The sequence below is a fragment of the Streptomyces sp. NPDC104761 genome, from assembly GCF_055583445.1.
In genome coordinates this window covers 44,766-67,494 of sequence record NZ_JBVJNZ010000027.1, presented here as the reverse complement: position 1 = coordinate 67,494, position 22,729 = coordinate 44,766, and the positions used below count along the sequence as shown (strand labels likewise).

General features: G+C 70.7%; 14 protein-coding genes and 1 tRNA gene. 5 read left to right on the top strand and 10 right to left on the bottom strand.

Annotation, left to right across the window (positions count from 1 at the left end):
• Nucleotides 1–105 precede the first annotated feature (105 nt).
• From ACZ63F_RS41160 to ACZ63F_RS41145, 4 genes are all read right to left on the bottom strand, one after another.
• Complete coding sequence (locus tag ACZ63F_RS41160) at nucleotides 106–4,416, bottom strand: LamG-like jellyroll fold domain-containing protein (RefSeq protein WP_469718996.1); 4,311 nt, start codon at nucleotides 4,414–4,416, stop codon at nucleotides 106–108.
• A 745-nt stretch (nucleotides 4,417–5,161) separates the two neighbouring features.
• The gene (locus ACZ63F_RS41155; protein ID WP_469718994.1) at nucleotides 5,162–6,328 is read right to left on the bottom strand and encodes an alpha/beta hydrolase family protein; all 1,167 of its coding nucleotides are present in this window, start codon (nucleotides 6,326–6,328) and stop codon (nucleotides 5,162–5,164) included.
• A 123-nt stretch (nucleotides 6,329–6,451) separates the two neighbouring features.
• Nucleotides 6,452–7,135: a LuxR C-terminal-related transcriptional regulator gene (locus ACZ63F_RS41150; RefSeq protein ID WP_469718992.1), complete on the bottom strand. Its 684-nt coding sequence runs from the start codon at nucleotides 7,133–7,135 to the stop codon at nucleotides 6,452–6,454.
• Nucleotides 7,126–8,610, bottom strand: a complete 1,485-nt coding sequence (locus ACZ63F_RS41145) for a sensor histidine kinase (protein WP_469718990.1) — start codon at nucleotides 8,608–8,610, stop codon at nucleotides 7,126–7,128. Before ACZ63F_RS41145 ends, ACZ63F_RS41150 begins: the two co-directional genes overlap by 10 nt.
• A 582-nt stretch (nucleotides 8,611–9,192) precedes the next feature.
• Here ACZ63F_RS41145 and ACZ63F_RS41140 point away from each other — a divergent pair.
• Entirely contained in the window at nucleotides 9,193–9,444 is a 252-nt protein-coding gene (locus tag ACZ63F_RS41140) for a hypothetical protein (RefSeq protein WP_469718988.1), read from the top strand.
• 444 nt (nucleotides 9,445–9,888) lie between these two features.
• Here ACZ63F_RS41140 and ACZ63F_RS41135 read toward each other — a convergent pair whose 3' ends face one another.
• Together ACZ63F_RS41135 and ACZ63F_RS41130 are read right to left on the bottom strand one after the other, a co-directional pair.
• Nucleotides 9,889–10,812, bottom strand: a complete 924-nt coding sequence (locus tag ACZ63F_RS41135) for an NADP-dependent oxidoreductase (RefSeq protein ID WP_469718986.1) — start codon at nucleotides 10,810–10,812, stop codon at nucleotides 9,889–9,891.
• A 106-nt stretch (nucleotides 10,813–10,918) separates the two neighbouring features.
• Complete coding sequence (locus tag ACZ63F_RS41130; protein WP_469718984.1) at nucleotides 10,919–11,314, bottom strand: MerR family transcriptional regulator; 396 nt, start codon at nucleotides 11,312–11,314, stop codon at nucleotides 10,919–10,921.
• Between the two features lie 231 nt (nucleotides 11,315–11,545).
• Between ACZ63F_RS41130 and ACZ63F_RS41125 the strand changes: the two genes are divergently transcribed.
• The 4 genes from ACZ63F_RS41125 to ACZ63F_RS41110 all read left to right on the top strand — a co-directional run bounded on the left by ACZ63F_RS41125 (nucleotide 11,546) and on the right by ACZ63F_RS41110 (nucleotide 15,980).
• Nucleotides 11,546–12,385, top strand: coding sequence for a bifunctional DNA primase/polymerase (locus ACZ63F_RS41125; RefSeq protein ID WP_469718982.1), 840 nt, complete (start codon nucleotides 11,546–11,548; stop codon nucleotides 12,383–12,385).
• A 2-nt stretch (nucleotides 12,386–12,387) separates the two neighbouring features.
• Nucleotides 12,388–13,860, top strand: coding sequence for an ATP-binding protein (locus tag ACZ63F_RS41120; RefSeq protein ID WP_469718999.1), 1,473 nt, complete (start codon nucleotides 12,388–12,390; stop codon nucleotides 13,858–13,860).
• A gap of 447 nt (nucleotides 13,861–14,307) precedes the next feature.
• Complete coding sequence (locus tag ACZ63F_RS41115; protein ID WP_469718981.1) at nucleotides 14,308–14,508, top strand: helix-turn-helix domain-containing protein; 201 nt, start codon at nucleotides 14,308–14,310, stop codon at nucleotides 14,506–14,508.
• Nucleotides 14,509–14,573: 65 nt separating this feature from the next.
• A complete protein-coding gene (locus ACZ63F_RS41110; protein WP_469718979.1) occupies nucleotides 14,574–15,980 on the top strand; it encodes a tyrosine-type recombinase/integrase in 1,407 nt (468 codons plus the stop codon).
• Between the two features lie 42 nt (nucleotides 15,981–16,022).
• Here ACZ63F_RS41110 and ACZ63F_RS41105 read toward each other — a convergent pair.
• The 4 genes from ACZ63F_RS41105 to tmk form a co-directional block, all read right to left on the bottom strand.
• Nucleotides 16,023–16,099: transfer RNA gene (locus ACZ63F_RS41105), tRNA-Thr, on the bottom strand.
• Nucleotides 16,100–16,206: 107 nt separating this feature from the next.
• On the bottom strand, nucleotides 16,207–17,823 hold the full coding sequence (locus tag ACZ63F_RS41100) for an alpha/beta hydrolase (RefSeq protein ID WP_469718977.1): 1,617 nt from the start codon (nucleotides 17,821–17,823) through the stop codon (nucleotides 16,207–16,209).
• A gap of 109 nt (nucleotides 17,824–17,932) precedes the next feature.
• Entirely contained in the window at nucleotides 17,933–19,138 is a 1,206-nt protein-coding gene (locus ACZ63F_RS41095; protein ID WP_352363470.1) for a DNA polymerase III subunit delta', read from the bottom strand.
• A gap of 263 nt (nucleotides 19,139–19,401) precedes the next feature.
• On the bottom strand, nucleotides 19,402–22,602 hold the full coding sequence (gene tmk, locus ACZ63F_RS41090; RefSeq protein ID WP_469718975.1) for a dTMP kinase: 3,201 nt from the start codon (nucleotides 22,600–22,602) through the stop codon (nucleotides 19,402–19,404).
• Nucleotides 22,603–22,729: the final 127 nt, after the last annotated feature.

Here is a 22,729-nt window from a genome sequence, read left to right as displayed (position 1 = left end):
AGGGGGGGGAGGTCGAAGCAAGGGGGGGGTGGCGGTCTCGTGGCGTGCCCCCCCCCCCCCCCCCCCCCCCCCCCCCCCCCCCCCCACTCCCGGTGGCTGAACTGATCAGTCGCCGCTGGGGACGGCGGTCTCCACGCCCGGCATGCCGACGGCGAGGTGGTCGATCTGGGTCTCGGTCAGCGCGCCCTGGAAGACCCAGACGTCGGAGAGCGAACCGGGGAAGTACCCGCTGGACGTGGTCCCGGTCGTGTCACGGCCGAGCTGCAGGGTCTTCGCCGCCTTGTAGGTCAGTACGTCGTCGGCCCACGAGACGGTGTCGGTGCAGCTCGCGTCGTCCTGCACCCCGTCGTCGTCGGCGTCGGCGCAGGCGGTCTCCTGGAGTTCGCCGTTGACGTAGAGGCGGATCTCCTTGGAGAAGCCGTCGTAGACGAGCGCCACGTGGTTCCAGTCGGTGGGGCTGTAGAACATGCCGTTGCCGATGTCGGAGACGGTGGCGGAGTCGCTGTCGGAGTCGGCGGTGGCGATCCGCCAGCGGCCCGGATCGGTGGCCGGGGTGGCGCTGGGTTCGTAGCGCACCGCGAACGCGCTCTTCTTGGTACCGGGAGCGCTCATGACGGTGACCGGACTCGTCGGAGTGGCGGCCGCCTGGACGAAGGCGCTCACGGTGAAGCTGGCGCTGGTGTCGACCGGCACCACGGAGGCCGCGGCGTAGTCGTCCGTGCCGTCGAGGGCGACGGCGCCGTCGACCCAGCCCGAGCCCGTCTGGGCGCCGTTGTAGAGGGTCATGGCGTTACCGGAGGACGAGGCGTCGGGCGAGGCCGGCGGGGTGCCGGTGGCCGTCTCGAACTTCCAGCGGCCCTTGACCAGAGCGCGCTGCTTGAACAGCTGCTGCACCTCGCCGGCCGACACCGGCCGGTCGAACAGCCGCACGTCGTCGATCTGGCCGGGGAAGAACGAGGTGGCCGCGCCCGCGAACGCGCTGGCACCGATCTGCACCGCGCCCCCGGCATACCAGGTCGAGGGCAGGGCCGTGGTGCCGGCCAGGGTCCCGTTGACGTACAGCGAGAGCTTGTCGGCCTCGGTGTCCTGCACGCCGACCAGATGCGTCCACTCGCCGCCGTACGCGGTGGTGCCGTCGGGCTGCATGGCCCGCACCACCGTGGAGTCGGCGGTGTCGGCGCTGTGCTGGTTGAACACCCAGCGGTCGTAGGAGCTGGAGTAGTACAGCTCCGGCCCGGTCACCGTGGTGCCGATCTGCGTGGCGACGGTCGCGGCGTGGGCCGGCTTGGTCTTCGCCAGCTTCACCCAGGCCGATACCGCGAAGCTGTACGAGGTGTTGATGTGCGGGCCGGCGGTGGTGGCGTAGTCGTCGGTCCCGTCCAGGGTGAGCGCGTTGCCGTCCGCTCCGGTCGCACCCGTGGTGGCGCCGCCCTTGAGGACCGCGGGGTTCGCATCGGCCCGGCCGCTCAGCGCGGTCACGCCGGCGGCGTCGTCCATGTGGAAGACCGCGCGGGCCGGACGGCCGTCGCCGATCGCGTTCGTGCTGTACAGGCTCGACACCTCGGCCGCCGACAGCGGTTTCTCGAAGGTCTTCACCTCGTCGATGGCACCCGGGAAGGGCGACGTCGGCGTGCCGTTGAGGAAGCTGCCGCCGATCACCATGCCGCGCCGCGCGTTCCAGGCCGTGGAGTAGGCCGTGGTGCCGGCGAGCGCACCGTTGACGTACAGCTTCAGCAGCTTCTCACCGGCTGCGTAGATGCCGACCAGATGCGTCCACTCCCCCGCCTTGACCCCGCCCGCGGCGGCCTGCATGGCCCGGACGGGGGTGCCGGCGGTGGTGTCGGCGCTGTACTGGTTGAACACCCAGCGGTCGTAGCTCTTGGAGTAGTACAGCTCGAAGCCCGGCGCGTTGTTGCCGCGCTGGGAGGCCACCACCGCCGCTCCGGAGGGCATGGCGGACAGCTTCACCCAGGCCGACACCGAGAAGCTGACGTCGGTGTTGATGGTGGCGATGTCCGTGGCGGCGTAGTCGTCGACGCCGTCGAACTGCACGGCCTTGCCGAACCTGCCCTCCACGTTCGGCGTCGGGCCGTTGTACAGGGTCGCGGTCTGTTCCGGTGCGCTGCCCGCCACCTGGGAGGCGCCGGCCGTCTCGTCCATGGCCCAGTCGGCGCGTTCGCGCTGCCCCGCCTTGACCCGGAACTGGTAGGTGCGGATCTCGGAGCCGTTGCCCGCGGAGTCGAAGGACCGCGCCGTGAAGGTGTTGAGGCCCGGCCTGACCGGCAGCACGGGCACGGTTCTGGCCGCTCCGCCCGAGGTGGTGACCGTGTTGGCCGAGACCGGGTCGCCGTTCAGACCGAACCAGTACTTCGTCACGTCGGAGACCGCCCCGGTGATCACGAAGTCGCCGTACTGGCCGACTCCGTCGTACCAGGAGTCGTCGGGGTCCTCGGGGTCGGAGGCCGGGTAGACGGCCGAGGAGATGGCGGGTGCCTTGGGGACGCTCGTGTCGTACACGAAGTAACAGGCGGTCGGGTCACCGGTGTACGACCACGGCGAGTACTGGGCCCCGTCGTAGGAGTGGACGTACCAGTTGACCGTCTTGTTGGCGGGAATGGAGGACGGCAGCGTGATCGCGAAGTCGGAGCCGGACTTCTTCGCCGTCGTCGGACCGGACTTCCAGCGGGTGACGACGCCCTTGCCGTCACCGGTGTCCCAGCTCGCCCGGAACTCCACGGAGACGGAGTCACCGTCGGGGTCGGTGACGTCGTTGGCGTAGATCTTGCCGAGCGTGCGTACCCGCGCGGCACTGGCGGAGCTCTTGCAGGAGCCGCCGTACTCCATGGTCAGCTGCGACATCTTGATCTGCGGCGGCGGCCGGTTGTACTGGACGCGCAGATAGGCGTCGTCCGAGAACCGCTTCCAGGCGTAGCCGTCGGTCTCGCTCGCCGCCTTCATGCCGAACGTCATCGTCGACCACTTCTTGTCGGCGGCCTGCTGCACCGCGGACTTCACGTCGAACTCCGCGTCCTTCGCCGCGCAGCCGGTGTACCCGTAGGCGAAGGACTCCGTCCTCAGGTGATCGATCCAGAAGGCGCTGTTGTCCTGCGAGTTCCAGGTCGTCGAGGAGGAGATGTCCTTGGTGCGCCACAGCTCCACGCTCCGGTCCGAGCAGGACGCCGACCAGGTGTTGCGGACCACGAACTCCGCCTGCAGCACGGTCCGCCCGGCGAACTTCGAGGTCGGGATCCGGTAGAAGAGCCGCTTGGTGTCGTACGGCGCGCAGTACGACCAGTTGCAGTACCCCAGGCCCGCGTCCGAGTCGCCGTTGAACTTCCACTGCGGCGACGACGCCCAGTACTTGGAGGCCATCGTCCAGGCCGAGGCCTTCGGGGAGTACCACTGGGGGTCGATGAACACGGGGTACACCGTGCCCTTGCCCCTGAGCACGCCGGTGTCGGGCGTCAGGACCAGGGCGTCCTGCGCGGCGGGAACGTCCACGCCGACCGGGGCCACATTGCCGGACTCCGCTGCGCCGGCCTCGGAGGCGGTGGGGGCGCTGGTGGCAGCCACGGAACTCCGTGCGGCGCTGGACGACGTCGTCCGGGCGGATCCGGCAGTGGACCCGGACCGGGCCGAGGAGGCGGGCGCCCCGGTACTGGAATCCCACATCAGGGGGCGGGGAGCCTCGAAGACGGCGCTACCGGCTCCCTGGTCGACCGCTGCCAGACCGCCGTCGGCGGTCTCCTCGACCTGCATGCCGTCGGCGTCCAGCTTCAGCCGCAGTTGGCTCAGTTCGGCGCTCGCCGCGGCCTCGGCCGACTTGACGACCAGGAGCTGGGTGAAGCTGTCCTGCTGCGCCGTCATCCGCAGATCGACACCGGGCAGGACGTCCGGATAGGTGGCGGTACTCCCGCTCAGCTCGGGGGAGGGCAGGTCCTCGGGCCAGGAGAGCGCCAGCGCACGCCCGTTCTTCGTCATCCTCACCAGCGGGGACGAACCCCCGCCGGAGAACGTCAGACCGACGGTCGTCGCCCTGGGCGCCACCGCTCCGTTCGCGCCGCGGATCAGTGTGGTGTCGATGTCCCGCCATGCGCCGTCCACCCGGGTCCGCACCGGCCGCAGATGCTCCCGGGCCTCCAGGTGCCCCTCCGGGGTGGCGTACACCTCGCTGCTCTCACCGCGCAACGAGACGATCTCCACCGGCTTGCCCGTGCGCGCGGCCTGGGCCAGTGCCTCGGCGTCCTCGCCCGTACCGTCACCGGCGGCGGCCTTGGCGGCGGCGTCGGCCGAGGTGACGGCGTTCTCGTCGGCGACCGCCCTGGCGCCGTTGGATGCGCTCGCCGCCAGCACGAAGGCCGCGGAGAGCACGACGCCGACTGTGCGCAGTCGACGCCTCCCCCTATGCGTATTCATATGAACTGCTCCCCCACAGAGCCCTGTTGGGCTACGACTGGCCGTCTTCGGTCAAACAGCCGGCTCGCAAAAATATGAGTACTTACAGTTCGTTAACCAGGCCCTTACGAAGGGATAAAGCGCACAAGATCCACCAACCAAGCGAAGTCAGGTCGTGAAATACTTCACGTTTGCCTCCTGAATTCGCCAGGATCCAACACCGATGTCCCACTTGGGATCACACACGGGCCGGGGATCCCTCCGGCTTCGGGCCGGCAGACCGTCCATCCGCCGGGTCCAGGTCGAAGTGCTGTACCGGCACACGCGCGCCTGCCGCGTACGGACTGCCGCCGGCGTGCTTCCTCCGGGGGAGAAGGCCGGCGCGGCCGGTTCCTCCTCGTCCGCACCCCAGGACGCCGGCACCTTCTGACGGAGACAGCCGCACGGACCCCTAGAAACAACAAAAAGGCCAGGTCACGTGTACCGTGACCTGGCCTTTCCCGGAGCCGCTTTCGGGATTCGAACCCGAGACCTACGCATTACGAGTGCCTGCAAGATCGTGACGGGTAGTGCGCTGTGATGCGCGGTGCGGCTCGTGACGGCTCGTGCCGCACCATCCGCTCACGCAGACCGTGGGTTTGACCAGTACACATACCCGCCCCAAAGCAGGACCCGACCGTGCACGAATACCGACGGGGAGTCCGCGACAACAGGAGATGGTGGTTGTCATGGTGGCGAGTCGACCGGGAGTGACGCGGCCGTCGCTTCATGGGATGAACTTCACCTCCGGGAAGGCCGGGCACGGGCCGTCGAGCAGGTGCCCCTGCCCCCGGTGCCGCAGGTGCAGGTCGAAGAACGCAAGCGGGTACGTCTGCTGGATCCGTACGGCACGGGCCGGGTCGAGGGTGCCGATCCAGTCCTGGATCTGATGGTCGGTCATCCCGAGGATCTTGCCCGCCTGCGGGATCAGGGTCGCGTTGTCGCCGTATGAGTTGTGGATGGCCCCGTCGGCCTGGATGTCGAGCCGCCAGCTGCGAAGGTGCGTCCAGAATTCGGCGACGTCCGGCATGGCGGCCCGGGTGAACACGGCGGTCATCATCATGAACGGCCGGTCCAGGTCGGCGGTGATGGTCGGCTGCATCGGGCCGTCGATGCTGAGCCCGGCGCGGACGCGCCGGTCGGCGAGCATGGTGAGCGCGGTCGCAGTGCCGCCCTTCGACCAGCCGAACGCGCCGGTGCGCCGGGGGTCGAGGGCGCCGAGCAAGCCCTGGGGCAATGGCCTGCCGTCGACGTCGGGGTTGCGCCCGGCGGCGAGCCTCTCCACGCAGTCGAGCAGGAACCGGAGGTCCGCGGCGAAGTCCCTCGGAAACATCGGGACGTCGCCCGGGGTGACCACCCGGCCGTCGGGGAACTCGGTGAACGTGTCGTGGGTGTGGTCGACGGTGACCACGGCGTAGCCGTGGCTGGCGAGTTCCTGGACCATGATGGTGTGGTCGCCGCGGTGGCTGCCCGAGCCGTGCGAGTACACGATGACGGGCAGGCGCTGGCCCGTACGGTGCACGGGCGCGCCCACGCGCCCGGCGGTGAGCGGGCCGAGGGTGGGGTCGAGGGTGAAGCCGGCGTCCGTCAGGAGCGCCCGCAACGCGCCCTCAGCCATCCAGGGGGCACGCGGCAGGTCCTCCGCCCTGCGTGCGGGGTACCAGAGGCTGGCCATCAACTCGCGGTGATGCCCCGGGCCGGCCACGGGATCCGGACGGGAAGCGTCGACGAGGTGCAGGGGCACCGTGCCCACCTGGTACGGTCCGGTGGGCACAGGCAGGGTGAGCTGCACTGGGCCCGGGGCGGTCGAAGCCGCCCACGCCGGGCGTGCGACGCCCATCGGCACGGCGGCCCCGACCGCCAGCGCGGCTCCGAGCATGCGGCGGCGTGTCATTCCTTCTTGGGTCATGAACGGCGGGATTGTCATGGTCCCTCCCTGGGGTTTCTGGGCAGCACTGGGCTACGCCCGGCGCTTGGGACGTCGGCCCGTGCCGGCAATGTTTCGGTCTGGATCAGCTCAGTGGCCTGGCGGAAGGCGGCCTTCCCGCGGCGCGGACATGAGGTAGGCGAGCACGGCCAGCACGCGGCGGTTGTCGTCGTCGGAGGGGGCGAGCTCCAGCTTGGTGAAGATGCTGGTGCTGTGCTTGGACACGGCTTTCTCACTGATGAAGAGCCGGTTCGCGATGGCGCTGTTGGAGCGTCCCTCGGCCATGAGTTCAAGCACTTGGCGTTCCCGCTCGGTAAGCCTGGAGAGGGTTTCGCGTTCGCCACGGCTGCGGCGGCCGAGCAGTTTGGTGACCACTTCGGGGTCCATGACCGTGCCGCCCGCGGCGACCGTACGGATCACGTCGACGAACTGGTCGTCGCTGAAGACCCGGTCCTTGAGCAGGTAGCCGACCCCTCCGGCCTGGTCGGCGAGCAGCTCCTGGGCGTAGATCTGCTCGACGTATTGCGAGAGCAGCAGGATCGGCAGCCCGGGGATCCGTTCCCGGGCGGTCAGCGCCGCATGCAGTCCGTCGTCGGTGTGGGTGGGCGGCAGCCTGATGTCCACGATCGCGAGGTCCGGCCGGAACTCCAGCAGCGCGCCGAGCAGGCCCGGCGCGCTGTCGGTGGCCGCCACGATCTCGAACCCACGTGCCTTGAGGAGCCGGACCAGCCCCTCGCGGAGCAGGAAGAGATCTTCCGCGACGACTATGCGCACGGCACCTCCATGACCACGATCGTCGGCCCCCCGGGCGGGCTGCTGACCGCCAGGATGCCGTCGAAGGCCGCCAGCCGTCCCTCCACCCCGGCCAGCCCGGTGCCCCGGGCGGGATCCGCGCCGCCCACCCCGTCGTCGACCACCTCGATGCGCAGCAGCCCGTCCGTGTGGGTCATGCGGATCTGGAGGCCGTGCGCCGAGGCGTGCCGGACGGCATTGGTGACCACCTCGGCGACGGCGAAGTAGCAGGCCGACTCCAGCGGTGCGGCGAGCCGTTCGGGCAGATCGATCTCGGTATCGCACGGCAGGGGCAGGTCCAGTGCGAGTGCCCGGACCGCCTCGCCCAGGCCCCGGTCGGCCAGCATCGGCGGGTGCATCCCTCTGATCAGGCCGCGCAGTTCCTGCAGTGCCGCCGCCGAGGCGACGCGGGCCTCCACGACCAGTGCGGCGGCTTCGTGCGGATCGCTGTGGATCATCTCCTCGGCGACCCGGAGGTTCATCCCGATGGTGACCAGCCGCCCCTGCGCGCCGTCGTGCAGGTCCCGCTCGATCCTGCGCAGCTCCGCGGCCGCGGAGCTGACCGCATCGGCCCGCGTCTCCGTCAGCTCCCGTACCCGCCGGGTCAGCGCCGGATCCGGACCCCGCCCCAACAGCCGCCTGGCATCCGGCAACACGGTCAGCGGCAGCAGCCAGAGCCCGAGGGCCAGCAGCACTGCCCCCTGGATCCCGCCGAGGACCGACGCATGGTGGGCCGTCTCCACGGGGAGCAACGGCGCTGGCCCGCGCGGGGAGCCGAACTTCTGCACCACCACCAGGGATTGCCCGAACCCGCTCTGAGCGACGTCGTACACCCCGATCCCCACCAGCCCCAGGGTCGCCAGATCCGCCGCCGCCCTCGGCCACCGCACCAGCCCGCCCACGACGGCAGCCAACAGCGCCAGCCCCACTAGGTAACCCAGCGCTGACGGCCCGATCCCGGTGCCCGGCGACGCGGACTGCCACAGATCGAGGCCGAGCAGGTCACCGGTCATCACCACGACGGCGGGCAGCAGCAGGGCCCAGCGCGCGGACCTCGACGCGTCGGCTGCGGCCAGACGCGCGGGCCTGCCGCTCGCCAGCCAGCGCAAAGCCGCACCGGCGAAGGCGGCGAGTACCGGGACGCTCACACAGCCCACCAGGACGTTCAGCAATGTCGGCCCATAGCCGGCAGAGGAATGCGTGAGCCAGTACGTCCACTCCAGCAGTTCCCCAGTCACCGCCGCGACCACGGGCAGCACCCACCGCCTGGGGGCGCGCGCCGAGCGGAGCAGCACGGTGGCCAGCAAGCCGGCCATCAGCAGTGCCGCCGGGAGCAGCCCGCCGGGTTCCAGTTCCGGCACGGTGACGACGTAGCCGGCCCCTCCGGTGGAGTTGTGCAGGGCGAGCAGCAGAGCCGGCACACTGCCGTACGCGGCAGTACCCACCAGCCCTGCCACGACGGGCCAGCCAATCCGCCCGGCCGGTCGCACGATACGCCCCGGCCGGTCACGCGCCTGCTCAGCCCTGAAGGCCAGCACAGCGCAGACCGCGGTCAACGTCACTAGCACGCCCGCCGGCCAAGGCGCCGCCCCGTGCACCGGAAACGGCCACATATCCGCCCCCCGTCTCGTCATCCAGGCCACGCGCTGTGGCCTGGAGATCATGCTGCTGCGCGGGACCAGCAAGCACCATGGGCCGAAACCCACTTCGGAGGTAGGCAAACACCTACCCCGGCCAGACCGGGGACGCACGGAGACCGAAGTAAATAGCGCCCGAGCCGACCGAAGCCGCCCGGACGCTGTTGAGCAGGTCGGGGACCATACCCCCGCCCACCTCTCGTAGGCCCTGTGGGACTCGAGCCCACAACCAGTGGATCAAAAGTCCTGGCCAAAGCTTGCCGGGTGGTTCCGAGTGCTGCCTCGGCGTCCGGAATTGCCTGGTCAGAAGCGGGTTTGAGTGACACGTGATCTACGACGTAACGGCCCATGCTGCGCAGTCCGCTCACGCAAGAAGATCCGCTGACCAGCCCCTCTTCTTGCTTGCCGCCCCGTTTTCACCGAGGTTCTGATGCGGACACTGCAGGGGGTGCCTATGGCCTCCCCCGGAGCGTCCTCCCTCACGTCGGCAAGAGCGCCGCCGAGGCCACTGCCCAACTGGTCCCGCTCCAGCGGAAAGCGGAGGCGGAGGAAGCCGCACGCAAGGCGGAGAAGGCCCGGAAGAAGGCCAAGCGCGCCAAGAAGGCCCAGGCCGAGGGCGAGAAGAAGGCCCGGCGGAAGAAGCCCAAGAAGTAGGGCCTGGCCCCTCCGCTCACGCATCGCTCACGCAAGCCATCCCGCGGCGCCCCGGCCATGTGACGCGTCACGCCCCGAGCAACACGAAACCCCAGGTCAGCGACTATCTGACCTGGGGTTTCTCAGAGCCGCTTTCGGGATTCGAACCCGAGACCTACGCATTACGAGTTGTCCGATCTTGGTCCGGGGGTGTCCGCAGGCGTCCGCGCACCATGCACTGTGCCTGATCACAGCGGTTCACGGACTCCGGCGGACAACAGCAGACGTGACCGGAATCAGCACCGATTGAGACCACGATTGAGACCGCTACTTGGCACGGTGTCGGCGTACACCTGAACGTGCTCAACCCCGTACAGGTGAACGTGCTCAGTTGATGATGCGCTGACCACGGGTTCTCGTCAGTCCGCAATGGACGGTCGACAGCGTCAGACGGCCGGGCACTTCTCATGCCACCTTGATGACAACCTTGCCCGAGGCGTGACCGTTCTCGACGGTGGCGAGGGCGGCCGGGGCGTCGGAGAGCGGATGGACCGCGGTGATTACGGGTGCGAGGAGTCCGTCGAGGGCCAGCCGGGCCGACCGCTCCAGGTTCTCGCGGTCGACGCGACGCTCGACGAAACGCCCACCGAGATCGGGCACAGACATATCACCCACAGCGATGACGTTGCGGGGATCCTGGGCCAGCGGAGCGACCGTCCGCAGCGAAGTGCCTCCGGCCAGGTCGACGATCCCGTCGAAGCCGTCCGGAACCAGCTCGCGTGCCGCGGCGGCGACGTCCTCGGCGGTGTAGTCGATGAACCGCACCCCGATGGCCTCGGCGTGCTCGCGTTTGGCGGTACTCCCGGTGCCGATCACACGCAGCTCGCGCCCGATAGCCAGCCGGGCGACGGCGAGGCCGACCCCGCCCCCGACTCCGTTGACCAGGACCGTGGCACCGGCCGGGAGGCCGAGCTGGTCGAGCACGTCCACCGCGGTCGTCCCGGCTACTGGCAGCGTTGCCGCCACGGTCGCGGACAGGCCCTCCGGGATGCGCGCGGTGTTCGGCGCGGACAGCACCGTCGTCTCGGCGTAGGTGCCGCCACCGGTGAGTGCGAAGCCGAAGACCGCGTCACCCACCTCGAGCCCGTCGACGTCCTCGCCCCGGGCGAGAACGGTTCCGGCTGCCTCCATGCCCAGCACGCGGGGAAACGGACGCCCGCTGTCGAGCCCGTCGACCAGACCCGAGCGCAGAACGTGGTCAAGGGGATTCACGCCGGCGACGTCGACCCGGATCAGCACCTCGCCGCGACCGGGGACGGGATCGGGACGATCGAAGAACTCCTGCACCTCGGGCCCGCCATACCTGCCGAAACCCCACGCCTGCCCCATCTTCCGCCGCCTCTCGTATGACCGACCCGGTGATTCCGGGCGCTGTCGCCATCCTCACCTCTGACATTGATGTGAGGGGCAACCGGCTGAGATGCAGATCACAGCATCAGGCCGACTGCGCCACCGGTTCCGGGGCCGTGGACAGCTCCGCCCGGTGTCGGCTGTTGGCCCTGATCAGCACGTCGAGTGCATCCCGGGTCTCGATCAGGTGCGCGATGTCGGCGTCGATCCGGTCGCGCTCGCGCATCATCGCCGTGAACGTCTCCTCGGCGACGCCCAGGTCACCCGGGACGTCCACACACGGCAGCACAGTCGCGATCACCCTGCTGGACATACCCGCGTCGAACAGCTGTCGGATGAGTGACACGCGCTGGACCGCAGCATCGGAATAGTGGCGCTGCCCCGCGTTGGAGCGTGAGCTGGTCAGCAGGCCCTGCTCTTCGTAGTACCGCAGTGAGCGCGGACTCACGCCCGTGCGCTTGGACAACTCGCCGATCCGCATCCCTGAGAGCCTACGCCCGCGTGCTCCAGGTTCAGACCGCCGGCGAGTCATGGACGCTCGCGGACACCCCCACGGCCGCAGGGTTGTCGTCCCGGTCCCACGACTGAGCACGTTCGTCTGTACACGCCTGAGCACTTTTCTCAGTACGCCGACACACGGCTCCGCGCCCGAGCCGCCTCGCGGCGTTCCTACCTACCTCGCCTCCCTCGCGCCCGCGCTGGTGGTGGCAGCATGAGCGAGCACCTGCGCACCGCTCTGCCTCTGGCCGCCGACGGCCTGCCCGTGCTTCCCCTGCGAGAGGGAAAGTTGCCGTTCGGCAACTGCCCCTCCTGCGCGCACAACGCGTGCGGAGGCCGACCGAACATGAAGACGCCCGGACCCTGCGCCTGCCCGCTCCCGTGCCACGGCTGGGCCGCCGCCACCACCGACCCGCACGTACTCAACTCGCACGAGTGGGCGTCCGCGTGGCAGCAGGCGGCGGCGGTCGCCTACCACCCCGGCGGCGCCGGCTTCACCGTGGTCGACCTCGACGACCCCGCCGCCGTCCAGTGGGCCCGCGAGACGCTGCCTGCCACCCGCACCGTGCCCACGACGCGCGGCGAACACTGGATCTACCGAGGCACCATGCCGTCCTCGAACGCCGTACGGCCCGGCGTGGACATCAAGTCCCTCATGGCGTATGCGCGTTGGCTCGGAAACGGCACGGGCGCTACAGCCCCTCTGCCGGACGCTGTCCGCGCGCTGGCAGTAAGGGACCCGTCCACCGCTCGTAGGGCGCCACAGAGCCTCACAGTGTCACTGAGGGGCCACAGGGGCGAGTGCCCGCACCGCACGCCGACCTATCTGGACCGAGGTATCGCCATGGGCGTGCAGCGGATCAGCGAGGCTCGTAGCGCGGTTCACACGACGGTCTACCGGACGTTCCTCGCGGTCCTGTCCACGCACGGCCGGTGCGGCTGCCTGACCGACGCCCATGTCCGCCGGCTGTTCACCGCCGCGCAGGCCAAGGGCGAAACGGCCCGGCACTGCACCGACGCGTGGACCAACGCCCTGACGACGTTGGGACTGTGACCATGTCCGACGACGACAAGAGCCCGGCCCGCGAAATCATCACCGACTACGCGCAGGCGCACTTCCGGTACTTCCGCACCGCCGACGGGACCGTGTACGCGCAGCGCAACGGCCACCCCGTCGCCCGCCCGATCCGCTCCCAGGGCACCACCGGCAGTCACCGCCAGGAACTCATGGTCGGCCTGTTCAAGGACGGGATCGGCGTGTTCAACGGGACCGCGCTCAAGGAGGCGTTGGACCTGATCGAAGCACTCGCGCTCACCGAGGAGACACAGGCTGTGTACATCCGCGTCGCGCCGGGGTTCGACGGGGCCACCTGGTTGGACCTGGGCCGCGCCGACGGACAGTCGGTCCGCATCCACCCCACCGGGTGGGACATCGCCGTCCCTGACCCGCGTGAGGTGTGCTGGCGGCGCACCCAGCTCACCGGGGAACTCCCGATGCCGGTCAAGGACACGGACGGCAAGGGCATCGACCTGCTGATGCGGCTGTGCAACTTCGCCACCGCCGAGACCGAGTGCCTGGCCATCGCGTGGCTCATCGGCTGCCTCGCTCCGAACGTGCCCGTCCCCGCCCCGTTCCTCACCGGCCCGCAGGGCGCAGGCAAATCCACCGGCGGGCGCATGCTCGTGCGGATCATCGAGGGCATGAGCGGCGACCTGCGCCGCGCCCCGAAGGACGAGGAAAACCTGACCACGGCCGTGGCCGCCGGATGGGTCACCGCCCTGGACAACCTTTCCCACATGACGCCGGACCTCTCCGACGCCATGTGCCGCATCGTCACCGGCGCCGAGGACGTCAAACGCGCCCTGTTCACCGACGGGGACGTCTTCCGCATCGGCTACCGTCGCCCCCTACTCCTGACGGGCATCGACGTCGGGGTCATCCGGCCGGACCTTGCGGAGCGGTTGCTGCCGTTGCGGTTGGAGCGGCCTCGGGTGCGGCGCACCGAGGATGAGCTGTGGACGGAGTACGCCGAAGTGCTGCCGATCGTTCTCGGCTCGCTCCTGGACCTGACGGTCAAGGTCCGGGCGGCGGAAGCGGAGACTCCGACCGACCTGCGGATGGCGGACTTTGCCCATCTGTGCGCGCAGCTCGACGCGGCCACCGGTCTGGGTGCGCTCACGGCGTACCGGGCCAGTCTGGATGACCTCAACGACGACGTCATTGAGGGCGACCTCCTGGCGCAGACCGTGTTGCAGTACGCCGCCGGTCTGGAGGCGGGGGCAGAGCAGCGGATGACGTCGACGGAGTGGCTGCACTGCCTCAGCCGCGTCTACACCGGAGACGACTTCCGGGCCCTGCCCAAGGGATGGCCGACCACCGGCAAGGTGCTCTCCGACCGGCTCAAGCGGCTACAGCCCACCCTCGCCGCCCGCGGCGTCCTCATCGACTCCGGCCGCACCCGAGAGGGCCGCTACCTCGTGCTCACCCGCACCCAGGCCGCGCCGCCGCACGAACAGCAGACGTTCTGACCGGCGCCACGGCCGTACAAGCAAGAGGAGCACCACCGGCCCGGCGTGCTCCTCTTGCTGTTCGGCGCTCGCGCCGCCCCCAGATCGCGCCGCGAAGCGGCTCCTTCTTCACGCCCTGAGCCGCACCACACCACCACAGACGCCCCCTCTTTTTTCCTAAGTAGGGGAACGCTGCGTCACAGCGTCACACGATCTTGAAAAACGGCTGGTGACCTGCGCAGAAGGGCGTGACGCAGACCACCCATCTCTGCGTCACGCCGCGTCACCTGCGTCACGGGTGACGAGAGCCTGCGTCACCCGTGACGCACCCCCGCGCCTCTGCGTCACACCAAACCAGCCGGTCAGAAGCCTGCGTGACGCGGGTGACGCTGTGACGCAGAAATCCCTACCTCGGACACACACGGGCCCCCTGGGAAGCCCCCACGAGCACCGGAGGTGTACGCCCCGATGAGTACCCCTGTCCTCGCCCCCACCCAGTTGCTCTACACCCCGGAGGAAGCCGCGAAGGTGCTGAGCTTCGGCCGCTCCACCCTCTACGAGCTGATGGCCGCCGGTGACCTCAAGTACGTCAAGCGCGGACGCTCCCGCCGCATCCGCTGGGACGTCCTTGAGGCCTACGCGAACAGCCTCGAACTGCTCCCCAACTGAACCAGACCACTCGCGAAGCCGCCCCGGACACCTGGTCCGGGGCGGCTTCCTGCATGGAGGAGTGCATGAGCACCCGCAACCCGAACATGGAATCGTCCATCTACGAGGGCAACGACGGCTGGTGGCACGGCCGCGTCACCATGGGCGTTAAGGACGACGGCAGTCCCGACCGGCGCCACCGTCGCGCCCGGACGGAAGCCGAAGTCAAGCGCAAGGTCCGTGAACTCGAAGACCTGCGTGACAAGGGACGCGCGCCCAAGGCCGGCCGCAAGCCGACCGTAGAACAGTGGATGACCACCTACCTCACCGACATCGCGTCCCTAAAGCTCAAGCCGCGCTCCCTGGACGACTACTGGTCCAAGATCAGGAACGACATCGTCCCCGGCATCGGAAAGCACCGCATCGACAAGCTCCAGCCCGAACACCTGGAGCGGATGTACCGCGTCATGCTCGATGAGGGACACGCCCCCTCCCACGTCCTCAAAGTGCACCGCATCCTGTCGCGCGCCCTGAAAATCGCCCACCGCCGCCGCCTCATTGTCGAAAACGTCGCCACCCTCGTTGACCCACCCACCGTGGACGAGACCGAGGCGAACCCCTTCACGAGGGAAGAGGCAAAGGCCTTCCTGGAGGCGGCCGCAAAACGGCCCACCTTCATGCGGTGGTGCGTCGGTGTCGGCATGGGATTCCGGCAGGGTGAAACGCTCGGGCTGCGGTGGCCCTACGTTGATTTCGAGAATGAGCTGTTCCACCCCAAGTGGCAGATACAGCGGCTCACCTGGCGCCACGGCTGCGTCAACGCTCACACCTGCGGGGCCCGGCTCCACCGGTTCGAGCCGTGCCCGCCGGACTGCAACACGCACAAGGGCTACAAGCGCGGATGTCCGAAGCCCTGCATGAAGGGCTGCACGAAGCACGCGAGCGCCTGCCCCTACCGGAAAGGCGGTGGACTGGTCTTCACCCGCCCCAAGACGAAGAAGAGCCAGAACCCCGTGCCCATCCCTCCGCCATTCATCCCGTACCTGGTCGAGCACAAAGCCCAGCAGGACGCGATGCGGGCGGTGGCTGGCGAAGGGTGGGAGGAGCACCGCGTTGTCTTCTCTCGCCCTGACGGTCGCCCTCTCGACCCGCGCCAGGACTGGGAGGAATTCAAGGAGCTGCTCGAAGAGGCCGGAATCGATGACCGCCGCCTGTACGACGGCAGCCGGCACACCGCGGGCACGATCCTGAACGAACTCGGGGTAGACATGCCCACGATCATGGAGATACTCCGGCACACCCAGATCAGCCAGACCCGCCGCTACGTCAAGGGCCGGTCCCACCTGACGAAGGACGCGATGCGCCGGATGGGAGACGCGTTCATGCCCGGTCCGGCCAGTGCGGATCCCTCGCCGGAACCCCCAACTGAGACCAGAACTGAGACCGCCAATAGCCGGGCGGCCCGCGCCCAGCGCCGTCGCCGCATCCGCTGAACGAGAAAACCCAGCTCAGACACCGTCTGAGCTGGGTTTCAGTGGAGCCGCTTTCGGGATTCGAACCCGAGACCTACGCATTACGAGTGCGTTGCTCTGGCCATCTGAGCTAAAGCGGCGCGTCGCCCGCACTATGGTGCGATCAGCGACTTCGGTAAGTCTACACAGTTTCCGGGGGTGCTCCGTACACGCCCCGGAGCGGGGGCTCCGGGGACGGCCACAGGGGCTATGAGCAGCGCTTTCCCTTCGCCGGTGGGGCGCCGTTGAGGAGGTAGGTGTCGATCGCGGAGTCGATGCAGGCGCTGCCCCGGCCGTAGGCGGTGTGGCCGTCGCCGACGTAGGTGAGGAGGCGGCCGGAGGAGAGCTGGCCGGCCAGGGACTGGGCCCAGGGGTAGGGGGTCGCGGGGTCGCGGGTGGTGCCGACCACGACGATGGGGGTGGCGCCCTTCGCCTCGATCCGGTGCGGCTCGCCGGTGGCCCGCACCGGCCAGTACGCGCAGTTCAGCGAGGCCCACGCCAGGTTCGGGCCGAACACCGGGGACGCCTTCTCGAACTCGGGCAGTGCCTTCTCGACCCCCTCGGGGCTGGTGAAGGCGGGCGGCAGGTCCAGGCAGTTCACCGCGGCATTGGCGAACATGAGGTTCGAGTAGCGGCCGTCCGCGTCCCGCTCGTAGTAGCTGTCGGAGAGGGCGAGCAGGCCCGCGCCGTCGTTGTCCTTCATCGCCGTGTGCAGGGCGTCGCGCAGCTGCTCCCACTCGGCCTGGTCGTACATCGCCGCGATCACGCCGGTCGTCGCCAGGGACTCGGTCAGCTTGCGGCCGTCCGGGTCGCCGGTCGGGACGGGGTGCGCGTCCAGCTTCTTGAAGAACGTTGCGAGGTTGTCGGCGATCTGCGTCGACGTGCTGCCCTTGTCGCCGAGCGGGCAGTCGGGGCGCTTCGCGCAGTCCCTGGCGAAGGACTGGAACGCCGTCTCGAACCCCGCCGTCTGCTGGAGGTTCAGCTCGCGCGCGGACAGGGACGGGTTCATCGCGCCGTCCAGGACCATCCGTCCCACGCGTGCCGGGAACAGGCCGGCGTAGGTCGCGCCGAGGAAGGTGCCGTAGGACGCCCCCACATAGTTCAGCCTCTGGTCGCCGAGCGCCGCCCGCAGGATGTCCATGTCCCGCGCCGAGTCGGCGGTGGAGACGTGGCGCAGCAGGTGCGCCGAACGCTTCCCGCAGGCCTCCGCGAACGTCTTGAACTCCGCGACCAGGCGATCCGTCTCCTGCTGGTCGTCGGGGGTCATGTCGGTCTCGGTGAACGTGTCCATCTGCGGCCCGTCCAGGCACTCGACCGGCTCGCTGCGGGCCACTCCGCGCGGATCGACGGCGACCATGTCGTAGCGCGCCCGCACCTCGGCGGGGTAGCCGATGCCCGCGTACTGCTGGAGGTAGTCCACCGCGGAGCCGCCCGGCCCGCCCGGGTTGACCAGCAGCGATCCGAGCGGCTTCGCCTTGCCGGTGGCCTTCTTGCGGGCGACCGCCAGCCGGACGTCACCCGCGCCGGGCTCGGCGTAGTCCAGCGGGGCCCTCATCGTCGTGCACTGGAAACCGGGGACGCCGCAGTCCCGCCAGGTGAGCTTCTGGGCGTAGTACGGCGCCAGCGCGGACGGTGTCGAGCGGGGCAGCGCGGCCAGCTCGGCGGTGCCGGCCGACGTGGACGCCGACGTCGCCGTCGACGCGCTCCCCGCGGAGGAGCACGCGGAGGCGAGCAGGGCGGCGGCCGAGAGCAGGGCGGCCGCCATCGTCCGGGTGTGGGCCCGGGATCGAATTGGGGTCCGGCGGGTGATTCGCCTGATGTGCATCAATCGAGCGTAACGCCGGGAAATGATCTCCGTGCCGTGCACGGCGACTGTGGCTCGTACGGGTGACCCCGGTCAACGTCATGCACGTCCAGGGCGTCGGATGCCGCCGTCAGCCCGCTCTGAGCGCCATCGTCATCGCCTCCACCGCCAGCAGCGGCGCCACGTTCCGGTCGAGGGCGTCCCGGCAGGCCGCGATCGCCTCGATCCGGCGCAGCGTGGCCTCGGGCGAACCGGCGCGGGCCAGCCGCTCCAGGGAGTCCTCGGCGTCCGCGTTGGCGATCGCGACCCTGGAGCCCAGCTGGAGCGCGAGGACATCGCGGTAGAAGCCGGTCAGGTCGGTGAGGGCGACGTCGAGGCTGTCGCGCTGGGTCCTGGTGCGGCGGCGCTTCTGCATGTCCTCCAGGTCCTTCATCACGCCCGCCGTGCCGCGCGGCAGACGACCGCCCTGGGCCGCGCCGAGCGCCGCCTTCAGCTCCTCGGTCTCCTTGCCGTCCATCTCCTCGGCGAGCTGCTTGGCGTCCTCCGCCGCCGCGTCCACCAGCTCTTGGGCGGCCTTCAGGCACGCGCCGATCTCGTCCAGCCGCAGCGGCAGCTTCAGCACGGCCGCGCGGCGCTCGCGGGCTGCCGGGTCGGTGGCCAGCCGGCGGGCCCGGTCGACGTGCCCCTGGGTGGCGCGGGCGGCGGCCGCGGCCACCTGGGGCTCGATGCCCTCGCGCCGGACGAGCATGTCCGCGACCGCGTCCACCGAGGGCGTGCGCAGGTTCAGGTGGCGGCAGCGGGAGCGGATCGTGGGCAGCACGTCCTCCAGCGAGGGCGCGCAGAGCAACCAGACCGTGCGGGGGGCGGGCTCCTCGACGGCCTTGAGGACGGCGTTGGCCGACTTCTCGTTCAGCCGCTCGGCGTCCTCGACCAGGATGATCTGCCAGCGTCCGGTCGCCGGGGCGGTGTACGACTTGCGGACCGTGTCGCGCATGTCCTTGACCAGGATCTCGGCGCCGACGGCCGCGACCGTGGTGACGTCCGCGTGGGTGCCGATCAGCGCGGTGTGGCAGCCGTCGCAGAAGCCGCAGCCGGGGGCGCCGCCCAGGGCGCGGTCGGGGCTCACGCACTGGAGGGCGGCGGCGAAGGCCCGCGCCGTCTGGTTGCGGCCGGCGCCGGGCGGGCCGGTGAACAGCCAGGCGTGGGTCATCTTCGACGACTCCGGCGGCGGCTGGTCGGTCGCGGCGGCGGTGACCAGGGCGTCGGCGTCCCGGGCGGCGGCGGTGAGCACCTCGCTCACCCGCTCCTGCCCGACGAGGTCGTCCCACACGGTCATGGGTCACGCCGCCCTTTCGTCATGTTCGCCGTGGTCATCATGTTCTTCACGTCATGCCCGGCATGCCCGGCATGCCGCGGTCGCCCTACGTGCCGGTTCGAAGATCCGGGCGCTCCGGCTTCGCCGTCGAAGTCCCGTGTTTGCGGTCCGGACTCCATTGTGCGGGTGCCCACTGACAACGAGGGGCGGCGCGGCCGGCATCCCGGCCCGCACCGCCCCCGCCGCACCCGTGTCTGCGCGGCCGTCCGCGGTCAGCCCCGCCTTCAGCCGCGCCGGCCGCGACCCCGGCGGCCGCGCTCGTCGTCGTGCTCCGGCTCCTCGTACGACCCCAGCAGCTCGTCCGCCAGCGACGGCAGGTCGTCCAGCGGGGTCTCCTCGGCCCAGTCGGGCCGGGGGCGCCGGCGCCGCGCCTGGCCGTCGGCGGCGCCGTCCGCGTCGACCTGCGGCATCTCGCGGGTGCGGTCCTCGGAGCCGTCGGGGCTCGCGCCCGCACGCTCGTCCCGGAAGAAGCCGGGCGGCATCCGGTCCGCGGGGCCGTCGGTGGGCGCCCCGGCGTCGTCCCGCACGGGAGGCAGCACGGCGGTCTCGTCCGCGGCGCCCGGCGGCACCGGCGGCAGTACGGCGGTCTCGTCGGCCGCACCCGCGGGCCGCACCGGCGGCTGCGGCAGCTGTGCCGTCACCTCGGCGTCGGACTCGTGGGCCGCGGGTGCCTGCTCGTCCCGTACCGGACGCAGCACCGTCGTCTCGTCGTCCCGGGCGTCCGGCTTCACCACCGGCGTCGGCATGGTCGTCGCCTCCGGTGTGACGCCCGGAGCCGTCGGCTGCCGTGCGGCGGACTGCTGGGCGGCCATGTCGGCCGCTGCGGCCGCCTCCGCTGCGGCGCGCCGCGCCTGCTCGGCCTTGAGGAGTGCCTCCTCGGCCTTGCGCTGCTTCTCCAGGCGCCGTTCCTCGGCCTCGGCACGCAGCCGGGCCTCCTCCTCGGCCTGCCTGCGGCGCTGCTCCTCCTCGGCCTTGCGGCGGGCCTCGGCCTCCGCGCGGGCCTTCTCCTCGGCGAGCAGCCGGGCCTGCTCCTCCTCGGCCCGCCTGCGCGCCTCCTCCGCCCGCAGCCGGGCCTCCTCCGCCTGCCGTTCGGCCTCGTGGCGCTGCGCCTCCTCCAGCTCGCGGCGCTTGCGCTCCTCCTCCTCGGCACGGAGCTTGGCGAGCTGTTCCTGACGCTCGCGTTCGACGCGCTCCTCCTCGGCCTTGCGCGCGGCCTCCAGCTCCGCCTTGCGCCGGGCCTCCTCCTCGGCGGCCTTGCGGGCCTCCTCGGCGGCCTTGATCTCGGCCTCGGAGAGCGGCAGCACGGTGTCGAGCCGGGCCCGGATGACGGTGGTGACCGACTCGGGCTCCTGGCCGGCGTCGACCACCAGGTAGCGGCCGGGGTCGGAGGCGGCGAGGGTGAGGAAGCCGGCTCGTACGCGCGCGTGGAACTCGGCGGGCTCGGACTCCAGCCGGTCGGGCGCCTCGGTGAACCGCTCGCGGGCGGTCTCGGGCTCCACGTCCAGCAGGACGGTCAGGTGCGGGACGAGTCCCGCGGTCGCCCAGCGGTTGATGCGGGCGACCTCGGTCGGCGAGAGGTCGCGGCCCGCGCCCTGGTACGCGACGGAGGAGTCGATGTACCGGTCGGAGATGACGACCGCGCCACGCTCCAGGGCGGGCCGGACGACGGTGTCGACGTGCTCCGCGCGGTCGGCCGCGTACAGCAGGGCCTCGGCCCGGTGCGACAGACCGGCGGACGAGACGTCGAGGAGGATCGAGCGCAGCCGCTTGCCGACCGGGGTGGCGCCTGGCTCGCGGGTGAGGACGACCTCGTGGCCCTTGGCCCGGATCCACTCGGCGAGGGCCTCGGCCTGGGTGGACTTGCCGGCACCGTCGCCGCCCTCCAGGGCGATGAAGAAACCGTTGGCCGTGGGTGCCTGCGCCGGGTCGTCGCCGCCGAGCAGCGCGTCCCGCAGGTCGTGCCGGAGCGGTACGCCCGCGCGGTCGTCGACCTTGGCGAGCACCACCGCGGCCACCGGCAGCAGCAGCGCCCCGACCAGCATCAGCGTGAACGCGGCGCCGCCGTGCGCGAACACGAACTTGCCGTTCTCCAGGCGGTGCGGTCCGATCAGCGCTGCCACGAGGGGGGCGATGAGCGCGCCGAGCGCCATGGCGACCCGGACCACCGCGTGCAGGTGCTCGGTCGTCCGGATCCGGCGGGAGTCCTCGGTCTCCTGGTCGAGCAGGGTGTGCCCGGTGTTGGCGGCCACACCCGCGCCGATGCCGGCCAGCGCGACGATCAGGAGCACGGTGGTGACGTCGGGAACCAGGCCCGCGGCCAGCAGCGCGATGCCGGTGAAGGCGATCGCCAGGGACAGCAGGCGGCGGCGGGAGAGCGTCGGGAGCAGCGCGGGCGCCGTACGGATGCCGGCGGCGACCCCGCCGGTCAGGGCGAGCACCAGCAGGCCGTACAGGACCGGGCCGCCGCCCAGGTCCCTGGCGTGCAGCACCGAGACGGCGACGGCGGCGGAGATGGCACCGGCGATCGCGGCGCAGGCCAGCACGAGGAGCGGGATGGCGCCGGTGCGGCCGGTGTCGGTGCCGTCGGCGGTCTTGGGCCGGCGCAGGCCCTCCAGCGGCGACCGCGCGCGGGGGGTGCGGGTGCCGGGCACCTCCAGGGAGACCAGCACCGAGAGGGAAGCGGCGAACAGGCCCGCCGCCAGGTACGAGCCGAGGGCCGCCTGGTGCTGGGCGAACCAGGCGATGCCCGTGCCCAGCAGGTTGTTGACCAGCGACGCGCCGACCAGGGCGGCGGCCGCGAGCGGGACCGTGAGGAACGTCGTCCGCAGCGAGAGGCGGCGCAGGGCGTCCAGGTGGTCGGGCAGCGGTCGGACCGTGGCGCCCTCGGGGGGCGGGGCGGGCAGCAGCGCAGGGGCCGCGCTCTCCCGGCAGACGGTCCAGAAGCGCTCGGCGACCCCGGTGACGAAGGCCGTCGCGAGGACGAGCGTCAGGGCGTTCGCCGGGGTCCAGTCGATCCACAGGGGCGCGATGATCAGCAGGACCGTGCGCAGGCCGTCGGCGCCGACCATGGTCCAGCGGCGGTCGAGCGGGCCGTCCTGTGCGGTCAGCGTGGTGAGGGGGCCCAGCAGGACCGCGCCGAAGAGCAGGGTGGCGAGAACGCGCACCCCGAAGACGACCGCCACCGCCAGCGCCGCACCGCGGTAGCCACCGCCGAAGGAGCCCTGGGCCACGGCTGCCTGGAGCGTGAGCACGACAAGCACCAGCAATGCCAGGCTGTCGCCGATCCCGCTCACGAGCTGGGCGCTCCACAACCGCTTCAGTTCGGGTCGGCGCAGCAGCGAGCGGACGGCGCGCTCGCGGGAATCCGCTACCAGCGCGTCGTCCGGGTCTGTCTGGGGGGCCGTTGGCTGCTCGGCTCGCGTCATGCTTTCAGCCTATCGGCAGCCACGGACAGCCCGCGGCGACCGTCCACAGCTGCGCACGCCCCGACACCAAGTTGATGCCGGGGCGTTCACAATGCGAAGCCGATGTGAGGACGCCTGAAGACGCCTC